Origin of the sequence: Proteus myxofaciens ATCC 19692 (assembly GCF_001654855.1) — a bacterium.
Lineage (GTDB): Bacteria > Pseudomonadota > Gammaproteobacteria > Enterobacterales > Enterobacteriaceae > Proteus > Proteus myxofaciens.
This window is the reverse complement of the sequence record NZ_LXEN01000151.1, coordinates 1-10,361: the sequence shown is the minus strand read 5'-3', so window position 1 is coordinate 10,361 and position 10,361 is coordinate 1. Positions and strand designations below refer to the sequence as shown.

The following is a 10,361-nucleotide window of genomic DNA, read 5'->3' as shown; positions in this document are numbered from 1 at the left end:
ATTTAGCTTACCGAGAATGCGACAGCTTTCTTCAATAACAACGTTTTTTAATCGCCCAGAAGTTGCTTCTATTTCCCCTCTCGCTTTTATATTCTGAAATTCAGCAAACCCATTTTTATTAATATGCCAACCATCAACACCTGTTTTGTAGGTGTTAGATTGAATTACATTTCCTATTTTGGCATTTGTGATAGACCCATCTTCGATAAATAAATCACGAATAAAGAGCTGCCCATTTTTGGCATACATAAATAATTCCATTTTGCCGTTATTCGGGTTATACCACGCAAAATTATTGGCGTTATAGCCGATATAGGATTCTAATTTCCCGTTCTTAACCTGAGCACTAATCACCTGTCCCGCTGCGTTATAACTCACGCCATTGTGTTTAATGGTGATATTAATCGAGTGGGTCACAACACCGTCACCTGATTGCTCAAACGTGGCCTGCATTTTCTCCTGTATCATGCCCTCTTGTTTATCAAACTTAGCCTGAACCTGCGTTTTATTTTCAGCAAATGCCTTGTCAGTTTTAGAGATAGCTTGAGAGTTTGAAATGATATCCGCTTGGGCTTTATCCATCTCAGTACGAATTGCCGTAAAACGCTGTCCAAAGGCTTCATCAAGCTTAGTGATTGAAATTTGTGCCTCTTCAATGGCTGACTTATTATCACCAACGGCGGAATAAACCCGTTTCATTTCCTGCGCCCATGCCTCGTTATCAGACACTCGTAATTGTTGAAGGTGGGAAATGCCTGCCTGAGCATTAGCAGAACGTTGTAAGACATCCGTAGAGAGTGCATAGGTGGCATTAGTCAGTACTGCAATGGATTCCGTATTCCATTTTAGCTCTTCGCTGAGTTGTTTAAACGCCTCAGAATCCCTGACCTTTTCGTCCACCTCATCAAGAAGGTCATTCGGTAATGAGTTAGGGACACCACTGGCTTCAATAAACGCTGATTTACCATAACTATTTATTGTCCTGATATAAAAATAGTAAGTGTGCCCCGCTTTCAAATCCTCTTGCGTCCAAAAATTTCCTTGCCCTACTTTATTTGTTTTGGTTATCACTTCATTTTCAGAGAGATTAGCGAGCTTTTTCTCACTAAACCAAAACTCAAAGGTGTAACCAAAAACCGCGCTATCGCCTTGTTTGGGTGACGCAGTTAAGCTAAACATGCCTGGTGTTATTTCTACACCCATCGGTGCAGGCGGTGCCTGAATAACAAAGTCACTAATAGCAGGAGCAGACATTGCACCCGCAACATTAACGGCTCTTACCTCAACACGATAAGTGCCTCGAGTTAACCCATTAACATCAACACGTTCACCGGGTACTTGAATTGATTGGATAACCTTGCCATTTTCAATAATGTTAACCGTGTTATAGCGAATATCCGATGCGACGTTCTGCCATGAAATATATCCCTGAACGATGTCAGTAATAGAAAGGGGAATAAATGCCAAATTAATGGGCGCGGCTACACCGCCTGTGGGTAGTTTAGTAAAGGGAGGACGCTCAAAAGGCTTGCCCGCTAAGTCCTCATAAATATAAGGACCGTCTTCTTCAAGGGTTATTTCAACACCTTCTGTTGGGTGAAATTTCCAGTCTGCAATACGAAATTCTAAATGACTGATCCCCAGTGAAGGCAGTTCTAACTTAACGACATCACCAGGGCGATAAGCATAACCCTCTAAGTTCATGCGTAGCTGAACTCGACGCCCTGCTCTTTTTTTACGTAAGTAGAGATTGGATAATCGGTTTGCTTGGTATGGACTAGTAACAAATCGATAATCCATATTTTCTTTAATTTCTAACCCATCTTCTATCACCCATTCGTCAATGACAACAGGTTCAAAATCTGTTTTGTTATATTGTTGTTCCGCATCGACAAACGTACCGTAAATCGCATTAGTCGCATCACGTAATGAAAGCTCTGGCGTTACCGTCACAGTGTCAATTATTTGAGACTCATCTATCGTCAGTAAAGCGGGTCCATTATATACCTGCATTAAAATACCGTGTTTTCCTGCAATATACGTAGGTTCTGCTGCAATGCATTTGTGCATCATTTCTAAGACCGAGGCGGGGCTTTCTTCCAGTTCGTACGCACCATTTAGGGTATAGCGAGGCTCACTTTTTCCATCTGGTGTTTGCACGGTTTCATCACAAATATCAGCACTCACCTTAAAGGAATTCCAGTCAATATCCGTATCAGGAACACCTAAATAGCTTCGGTAATAATCCAATATGACTAAGGCGCCATTGTTGGACCACACTGTTTTTTCTGTACGGGGATCATAAATTTCTTTACCCCATAATTCGCTTTTTACATTAGGCACACCATAAGGAAATTTTTCTTGATCAAAGCGTAATGTTAAGCGTAACCATGCAAGCCCTCGCCCTATCATATCCTCTTTCCATGACAGTGCTTTTTTTAATAGATAAGGATCGGCGTCTTCTCTGCCATTATGAAGTTCATATTGTGCGTTATCCCCTAACTCCTCAATTTTGTCGTCATTAAAATAGATTTGACCTAACTTATGAATGGGATGAGAGGCAATCGCTAATGCCATGTAGAGTTCTTCATTTTCATCTTGCTCACCTTCCTCTTCTTCAGCAAAGAAAAGCAAACCTGACATCATTGTTTTCCCGATGACAACCGTTTCAGGGGCTGAGGAAGAACGTAGCATTTGCTTTCGCTCAGATTGGTCGCGATAACCTGAACCCGGTATTTTATCTTTGAAAATAAACGCACTCGCAGCTTGAACGGCAATGCCTGCAACAATCAATGCGGTACCCAATCCACCGGTGGCAATAACCCCCGCAATCATTAAGCCAGCAGAGACAACACTTGTTACCGTTTTGCCCATTATTGTACTCTCCATGCTTTAATTGGCTGATTATTCACAACGCGAACACCGTCTGTCGAAACCGCCCATAATTTATTAGCCCACAGCACACCCAGTGTTTTTCCATCATCGCTTTCAAACATAACAATATCGCCACGGCCAGCCTGATTAACAGGAATGTCATCAAAGTAGCGACTGACCGCCTCTTCTAATGTACCGAACTCTTTTTGCAACACTCGAAATGCGCCATTTTTTGTTTTATAGCGCCCACGAATATTTTCACAGGGATCAAAGTTACAAATGGCCATGACGCAATCTGAGGTAAATAAACAACAATCATGTTCACCCCATGAGAATGGGCGATTAATGGCTAATTTTAAGGTTTCAGATAATCGAGTTGTCCATTGTGGGTGTCTCATGGTTTTCTCCAGGCAATAAAAAACCCGCCGAAGCGGGCCTGTGGTAAAATATAAAATTACAGAGGATTTCTTTCTTTTTCGCAGTCCGATGTCATTTCTTTAGAAATTATATCCATATTGGGATTTAATATTGGCTTATAATAATTAAATAAAAATATATACGATTTTTTATCTGATTCATCTACAGCTAAATTTATGTAGCTATATTCATCTTCATATTTATAAGTATTATTTTCCTTGTCGAATATTGAACTTCCATATCTATCATTTAAATTTTTAAATATATCTTCTTTAGTTATTTTAAATAAACTTTTATTTTCGGTTGAAAATGAATATTCAATACCAATTAATCCATTTATTTCTGTTTTCGAGTTTTCAGGCAAAAATAATAGTTTGTATATTTGCCCTTCATTATTAAATCCATTATTTAATTTTTTCGTTTCCAATATTACCAATGGGCAAACGCTTTGATCATCTTTTATGTTAAAACTATAGTTAGTCTGAGTCTTAAAATTATTAATATTCATTTCCCACTGCAAACCAAATGGGGCTAGTTTTAAATTATCACTAGATTTTTCAGTATGATCACATGCTGTTAGCATAAAAACTAATGTTAAACATACACCTAAAATATATTTAAATTTCATTTTAAAACCCATAACACGCTATTATTTATAAATAAACGCAGGTGCATTTTTCTTACTGCCCCAATAAATAGCCCGATCAGCCATTTGCGCCACATAACGGAATATCCTATCGCCATTCTTACGTTGAGACCATGATTTATCAGTAAATCTGTCGGGTAAGCCATAAGACCATCGTTCAAAACGGTTTGATACGGTTACTGCGATTTCGTTTTCTTCACCTGTTGTAACCCCGATTGTGGTGATTTGTCCTGCAAATAAAATTTCGGCAATAGCGGGATTTCCGTCTTCATCTAATGCGACTAACATTAATTGCGCATCTCGTCCTCGTACTCGCTCATTCATCACTTCACCAATCAATGATGAGTCAAATCCTGATAGTTTCATAATTAATTGTTGAGGACTCGTTGTCATATTTTCACCGACAGACTCAATGGCACCAAATTGTCCAACGCCTTGGTAGATTTCACCTGCAATAATAATGTTACCCACACCCGTATGTGCTCTCACTACACCTGATTTTAAATCTAAACGCGAGGCAACAACTAAATAATACCCATCATTGATAGCCTTCACCATATCGTTACTAAAGGGATGATATTTCATGTTAGCGCCTCTTCAAATGTCAGTGAGGTGTTTGTCAGAATACCCGGTCTGCGTTGAAAATTACCCTGATCGTTACTGGTTAATTTGAAAATGCCGTAAGGAGTTTCATTTTCTATCGTGTCATTTAATGCAGGTGCATAACGCAATATGGGCGCAATGGGAATGGTTGCATTGCCTTGTGCATCACTCACAACATTCGCCGTCACTCGCTTTAATTCATCATTTACAGTGATATAGTCACCTATTCGCAGAATAATACTATTCGGTAACCAGTCCTTACTTTCTAGTAATTTTCCTGTTTGGTTAGGACGGCTGACTTTCGGTTTTCCTCGTTGAATCAGACCCGAACGCGCCCAATCGCTAATTTTTACTCGACCACTTTCACCATCTAACTCCGCAACAACCGCCTCTAAAATTCTTGCCTGCTCGTCAGTTAAATTATTAAATGACATACTGCAGCGCCAATGAGAACCTGGGAAGCGCACGGTTTGCACACTTCCCGTAAAGGCTGATGTAAAGGTTTTACTGTTACTAATGAGTTCCAACTCAGTGTGGTTGGCATAATGGTGTGTGGCCACGATAATATCGTCGCCATTTATCGTAAATTCCTTCTCAATGAACCGTTGGTTTGAAAGTCTCGCATAATGTCAGACTTCGCTTTTGATGCACCTTGCTCAGCCCCCATTCTGGCAGCCTCTTGCATGGCTTGATATAGCGCTTCATCACCATTACCTGTTACATGAAATGTCTGGTGAATAATCGTATCACCAGAGGAAGCAGAGCCACCACCTGTCGCCCTCACGCCCAAGGAGCCATCAGGGCCACGTTTTAATGGCATAATGGCTTCACTTCCTGCTTCCCCCATTAAACCAAGACCCGGCGCTCCACCTTTGGCAAATGCAAATAAGGTCGGTGAACTCACCACCTGATCGCTATATTGACTCAGACTAGGTGAACTATAAACATCCCCTTTTGCATTGGCTTTAACTCCTACCTCTAATACGTCCCACACATCACGAGTTTTGTGTGCATGCAATTCATCAACAATACCGCAATGAATGTTTAAACCATCAAGATTATTAGCATCACTGGAAAGCGGTTCAAACTTAGAGGCGGTTCTTTCTTGGTAAATAGCCAGTTTATTAAATTCAAATAAACGACCTAACGTCGCTTTGGACTTTTTCAGCATGTTCTTCGCATCTTCAAATACGATACGAGCCTGATCACGCGTTGTGGCTGCAGAGTAAACTTCGGCACCACCTTCACCATCAGCACCGGTCATATACAGCCCAATACCGGATGACAATGTGGATTTTGCATTTTTACGTGCAACTTCGTCATAAGCCGTGCGAAAACGACGGACAAAGACAACATCACCGTCTTCGTCCACAACTTCTTTACCCGTTTGTTCATCAATTAACGGAATAACAAAGCCAAAAATATTAATTAAGATAAAAACATGCCACGGCATTAAATCAATAGGCTTGCCTGCTAATGCCCCTTTGACATGAGGAATAAAACTATAAAAATCGAGTATGTGCTGTGCGCGATCTTCAATGAAATAGATGCCACGCTCAGGCCCATGCTCTATATCATTTAAAAATCGTTGGCACGCTAAACGTACCAATTCGCACGCAACAATTTCTCCAGCAATCACCTGTTCGGCGTACTGAATTCCATCTGCTACGATTGCCATTCATCATTTGCGCTTTTTCAAAAATGCCTCGAAAGGATCTTCTTCGGCAGGAGTGTTCATAGTGACTTTTGCTCGAGAAGCGGGAGTCATACCAAATTCACTTAACATGGCACGAATACGTTTCCATGCATCAGATTTCATAGCGACTGCAGGATGCGCTTTTTTTAATTTATCTCCCATCGATGACATGACATCGTATGTATAACCTTCTTCATCGAGTGTCTCGCAATGTTGTCGGTACTCAACATAGGCTTCGACTAACATTTCTAATGCTTTAGCATCAAGTGTGCTCATCACACCTAATGCGTTTAATTCTTCCCCTATTCGTTTAAACCAATACTTTCCCCGCTTATCAAAATACTTCGGAGTTTGGGGTACCCCTGAAGGAGGCTTTGTCTCTTTTTTATTAATCGGTCGTTTTGATGGGTTACCCCTCACCAATTGCAGGTGTGACGGGGTTTTAGGCGGTCCTGCCATAATAGAAATCTCCTATTAATTATCACTTGGGTATCCCCAAAAAAAGTTTTCTAACCTGCGGTGATGTGAAAAGAGGTAAGGGGGCGGTCCTAGAGTGCGAGAGTGGTAGAGATTTTACCAGCCCCTCCTCGGCTAGATATGACACTGTGTTATCCTTGACCAATATTACCTTTCATCTGCTGTTCTGCACCGATATAGCCCACAGCAAGCAATGCTTCACCATCAGGGTATTCAGTCAGTAACTTTTTTATTTCAGTAATACAATGTTCAACTTTCGCTTTGCTTTGTTCGGGGAGTTCAGCAACCAGTCCCTTAAACATAAGTAAGGTCTGTTCATCTTGCGTCATTTTATTCTTTCCTTTGCTGTCTTCGCTCTATGACAGGACCAACATAGGCTTTGCAGGTTATCTTCTGCATCGGTACCCCCATGTGCTTTAGCAATGATGTGGTCAACCGTTTTCGCTTCGGTGGCTCGCCCTGCTCTTAAACATTCTTGGCATAGATACTTATCGCGCTTGAGTATACGTGCTCGTAACTTATCCCATTGGGTACCATAACCACGTTGATGGCGAGACTTACCGCGTTGGTGGGTTTCCCATCCTAAGTTTTGATGATCTTCACAGTAACCATTACGTTCTGTTGTTGTCTTAGCGCATCCCTGTTTACGACATGCGCGAGGTATGCGAGGTGGCATGCTTATTTCCTTTTACTTCTAGCTACACGATGCCTTGCTAAATATATGGTTCACCGCTTGTGCCCATGCCTGATGTTCTTCTTGCCTAGCTTTTATTAGCTCATTGATACTTGCATCTTGTCGATCGGCTAGCATGCGTAAATCTGTCAGTTGGTCCTTGGTGTCAGCATCTAACTTATTACTGACGAGCACACCTTTATATTCAGCAGAATTAATAAAGGCATCTTTGATAAATAACTTACCAGAGAACTGTGGTGTTGATTTAGGCTTCACACCTACATCTTGCTTCAATTGCTTAATACGGGTTAGTTGTTCTTCTAACTTATCTAAGTCTGATGTATCTACTGAGACTTTTAATTGAATAGCGTTATCTGACATGGTGTTCTCCAATAAAAAAGCCACCAGCGATTAGCTAATGGCTATTAGTGCTAACTGAATACTTTATTAATAAAGCATTTATTCTGCATACCCGATTAACCCGTGAGTCATCGTTTCCCATAAATAATGGAAACGTCCAGTCGTGGGTCTTGTTCGCTGTAAAAACACCTCTGTTTCTGTCAAAGTGTTTCCTTTACGTACTACATACTCATTATAACCAATTTCAAATGTCCCTACTGTGTTTAGCTTTATTCCTTCATAGTCTTTACACAATTGAGGCAAACCTGAATCATTATTTTGATACTTAGCATGCAGTTCCATTGTTTTTTGTAATCTTTCCGCAGCTTTAGTCTCTTTATCATTGTATAAATCAATACCTTGAATATAGGCTGTTTCAGCCACATTGATTAAAGCCGCAATACCGTAAGCGGTATGTTCAAAATCCCGGCAACTCTCTTTACTTAATCCATCAGTGAGCTCAGTTGGATTATTCCATGTTCCCACTATTTGTGATGTTGGTCTTGAGCACCATGAAGTATTTGCAGGGATTGGACCATCTGACTTTAAGTAAATATAGGCAGGTAAAAGGCTTTTCCATTTATCAATAGCCTCATTAAAGAGTGCTTCATTTCTTGTGAAAATACCAATATTAAGCATTCCCTCTATACCACTAGCCTGCCAATTGTTGTTGTAACAACCATATGCCCCAGAAAACATCCTTTTTATATCTGGAAGGTATTGTTCAGAAAACATTTTTTTTACTTTTGCCTTTTCTTCTTTTGTCCAGCCAGCGTAGGTGTATTCCAAAATTTCAGCCGCTCTTGTAAAAGTCTCAGCTGACCAGGCAGCTTGTAGTGGACCATTAGAATTTGTATGTCCTCCTTCTAATGTTTCAGCCCAAGCATTAAGTATTTTTCTGGTATTTTCAGCATATTGAGTATTTCCTGTTAATTGCCAAAGAATAACTTGTGTATATGCTGCAGAAGCATCCCTTGTTTCATCAGTGCAACCAAAATTAGGGTTACTGTATGAGCCACATTCTACCGTTTTCCACGGTGTTGGCTTATAATCCAATTTTGCTCTTGGATCCTTTAATATTTTTTCATATGCAGACTTCCAAGGTTCGCTATTAAGATTATTTTTTACAAAACGGAACTGAGCTTTCGTTTCTAAAATACCAGGATGCACCATATCCATTGATGCAATAGCTCTATGTGAAACTGCTACACTCGCTAATATACATAAAATACCAACCATATATTTCTTCATTGTAAACATTCCTTTTTAATATATTCCTGTAAATACAGCGTTTGCTGTTCGTTCTCTACTATCATTTCTCTGAGACGTAGATAATCTTGTTCAACTGCTTTGTTAAATCGTGCGGAGGTTTCATTGCTTCCGCTTTCGGTGGAATTCTTGGTGACTGCTGGACACTCGGCTTTGACATACACCCGCTTGTTACCAAAGTTAACAGCATCACGAAGAGTGTTGATTTCATTCTTTGCACTGGCTAACTCCTGCGTGTATTTAATATCGAGTTGGTTTAATCGAGTGATACGGGCTTGGTAGTCTTTGTTGATGTCTATTTGCTCTGAAAGCTGACTGCTGAGATGTTCATTTTCATTTGTGAGCTTCTGGTTTTCGACAACTTGCCAGTTAAGCAACCCACCTAGAACACAAACGCCCAAAATAATTACCGATGCCAGCTTTATATTCATGCTGGTATCTCAACATGTGGACAGTCTATAAATTTAGCTTCAATTGGTAATGATGGGTCATTCTTCCAATTAATACCGAAACGTAACTTAACATCTAATTCGTCAGAGGCTTGTTTAACTGCTTCCAGTAAAGGCTTGAACTCTTCAATCTGCCACTTTGTATTGACGGGGATAATATCGACTGCATGGCCTGTTATGTGACGACTGTTCATCGTTTGTGATTTACCCGTAGCAACCATTTCTTTTTGTCGCGCTTGAGTTCGCAATCCTTCAATAACAATAAAATCGACAGGCGTTATCTCTAGAGCTCTGCGAATAATTTTCACTAAGTCAGGATTAACATCCTTGAGATTATTTTCACTGCGCTGACTGAATTTAAAGTTAATCATCTTTTGCCTCCTGTAAATTTATCCCAGAAGAAATCCAATGCTAAAGAGCCAGCAGAACCACATAAGCCAGCCGTAAATAATGTGTAGTAAAACGAGGCGTTAAGCTCTATTGATATAAGCCCTCCCATCATTCCAGCAAAGCCAGATACGAACATTTGCATAATTGCTCCTACCCAGCTCCACCGATAACCATTGCGTTTATTGTCGATAATATATCTAGCTAATCCGCCGTATAGGGAGATAGCGAATATGACACCCCATGCGGTGGCACTGAATTTATTGTTTTCATCCATTCGTGTCATACCGCCTCCTTTCTGGAGGAATTTAGTTAATAAGGTGCCGACTCACAGCTCTTATGTGAACGTGATAACAAGGGTAATTGTTCTGTAATCGGCATATACGGAAAAAGGCCACATAAGCGGCCTGTTAAAATAGATAACTATTATGTTTCAAGCTGAATATTCCTACTGTAATAAATTTTTATAGA

Annotated in this window: 13 protein-coding genes and 1 pseudogene; all 14 read right to left on the bottom strand. The window is 40.3% G+C overall.

Going from position 1 to position 10,361, the window contains the following annotated elements; all coding sequences use genetic code 11:
- A partial coding sequence (locus M983_RS15215; RefSeq protein ID WP_066752844.1) for a phage tail tip fiber protein occupies positions 1–2,874 on the bottom strand: 2,874 nt, incomplete at its 3' end.
- Entirely contained in the window at positions 2,874–3,272 is a 399-nt protein-coding gene (locus tag M983_RS15210; RefSeq protein WP_066752841.1) for a DUF6950 family protein, read from the bottom strand. The genes M983_RS15215 and M983_RS15210, both read right to left, overlap by 1 nt.
- 56 nt (positions 3,273–3,328) lie before the next feature.
- Entirely contained in the window at positions 3,329–3,919 is a 591-nt protein-coding gene (locus M983_RS15205) for a hypothetical protein (protein ID WP_066752838.1), read from the bottom strand.
- Between the two features lie 21 nt (positions 3,920–3,940).
- Positions 3,941–4,522, bottom strand: a complete 582-nt coding sequence (locus M983_RS15200) for a hypothetical protein (RefSeq protein ID WP_066752835.1) — start codon at positions 4,520–4,522, stop codon at positions 3,941–3,943.
- On the bottom strand, positions 4,519–5,100 hold the full coding sequence (locus tag M983_RS15195) for a hypothetical protein (protein WP_245684054.1): 582 nt from the start codon (positions 5,098–5,100) through the stop codon (positions 4,519–4,521). The genes M983_RS15200 and M983_RS15195 overlap by 4 nt, the downstream gene beginning before the upstream one ends.
- A 401-nt stretch (positions 5,101–5,501) precedes the next feature.
- Positions 5,502–6,218: pseudogene (locus M983_RS18015) on the bottom strand (terminase large subunit domain-containing protein); the annotation flags it as partial.
- 3 nt (positions 6,219–6,221) lie between these two features.
- Positions 6,222–6,695 (bottom strand): phage terminase small subunit P27 family, encoded by a 474-nt coding sequence (locus M983_RS15185; protein ID WP_066752832.1) that lies wholly within the window; start codon positions 6,693–6,695, stop codon positions 6,222–6,224.
- 149 nt (positions 6,696–6,844) lie between these two features.
- On the bottom strand, positions 6,845–7,042 hold the full coding sequence (locus tag M983_RS15180; RefSeq protein WP_066752830.1) for a hypothetical protein: 198 nt from the start codon (positions 7,040–7,042) through the stop codon (positions 6,845–6,847).
- Positions 7,039–7,389 (bottom strand): HNH endonuclease, encoded by a 351-nt coding sequence (locus M983_RS15175; RefSeq protein ID WP_066752827.1) that lies wholly within the window; start codon positions 7,387–7,389, stop codon positions 7,039–7,041. Before M983_RS15175 ends, M983_RS15180 begins: the two co-directional genes overlap by 4 nt.
- Before the next feature lie 18 nt (positions 7,390–7,407).
- Entirely contained in the window at positions 7,408–7,767 is a 360-nt protein-coding gene (locus M983_RS15170) for a hypothetical protein (protein ID WP_066752824.1), read from the bottom strand.
- A gap of 78 nt (positions 7,768–7,845) precedes the next feature.
- Positions 7,846–9,036, bottom strand: a complete 1,191-nt coding sequence (locus M983_RS15165; protein ID WP_210433254.1) for an alginate lyase family protein — start codon at positions 9,034–9,036, stop codon at positions 7,846–7,848.
- Positions 9,033–9,485: a lysis protein gene (locus M983_RS15160; RefSeq protein WP_066752822.1), complete on the bottom strand. Its 453-nt coding sequence runs from the start codon at positions 9,483–9,485 to the stop codon at positions 9,033–9,035. Before M983_RS15160 ends, M983_RS15165 begins: the two co-directional genes overlap by 4 nt.
- Complete coding sequence (locus M983_RS15155; protein ID WP_066752820.1) at positions 9,482–9,874, bottom strand: M15 family metallopeptidase; 393 nt, start codon at positions 9,872–9,874, stop codon at positions 9,482–9,484. The genes M983_RS15160 and M983_RS15155 overlap by 4 nt, the downstream gene beginning before the upstream one ends.
- A complete protein-coding gene (locus M983_RS15150) occupies positions 9,871–10,176 on the bottom strand; it encodes a phage holin family protein (protein ID WP_066747522.1) in 306 nt (101 codons plus the stop codon). Before M983_RS15150 ends, M983_RS15155 begins: the two co-directional genes overlap by 4 nt.
- Between the last annotated feature and the right edge of the window lie 185 nt (positions 10,177–10,361).

Coding starts and splice junctions, on each gene's coding strand:
- M983_RS15180 (WP_066752830.1), bottom strand. CDS start 7,042: ATGACGCAAGATGAACAGACCTTACTTATGTTTAAGGGACTGGTTGCT.
- M983_RS15200 (WP_066752835.1), bottom strand. CDS start 4,522: ATGAAATATCATCCCTTTAGTAACGATATGGTGAAGGCTATCAATGAT.
- M983_RS15155 (WP_066752820.1), bottom strand. CDS start 9,874: ATGATTAACTTTAAATTCAGTCAGCGCAGTGAAAATAATCTCAAGGAT.
- M983_RS15205 (WP_066752838.1), bottom strand. CDS start 3,919: ATGAAATTTAAATATATTTTAGGTGTATGTTTAACATTAGTTTTTATG.
- M983_RS15150 (WP_066747522.1), bottom strand. CDS start 10,176: ATGACACGAATGGATGAAAACAATAAATTCAGTGCCACCGCATGGGGT.
- M983_RS15165 (WP_210433254.1), bottom strand. CDS start 9,036: ATGAAGAAATATATGGTTGGTATTTTATGTATATTAGCGAGTGTAGCA.
- M983_RS15170 (WP_066752824.1), bottom strand. CDS start 7,767: ATGTCAGATAACGCTATTCAATTAAAAGTCTCAGTAGATACATCAGAC.
- M983_RS15175 (WP_066752827.1), bottom strand. CDS start 7,389: ATGCCACCTCGCATACCTCGCGCATGTCGTAAACAGGGATGCGCTAAG.
- M983_RS15185 (WP_066752832.1), bottom strand. CDS start 6,695: ATGGCAGGACCGCCTAAAACCCCGTCACACCTGCAATTGGTGAGGGGT.
- M983_RS15210 (WP_066752841.1), bottom strand. CDS start 3,272: ATGAGACACCCACAATGGACAACTCGATTATCTGAAACCTTAAAATTA.
- M983_RS15160 (WP_066752822.1), bottom strand. CDS start 9,485: ATGAATATAAAGCTGGCATCGGTAATTATTTTGGGCGTTTGTGTTCTA.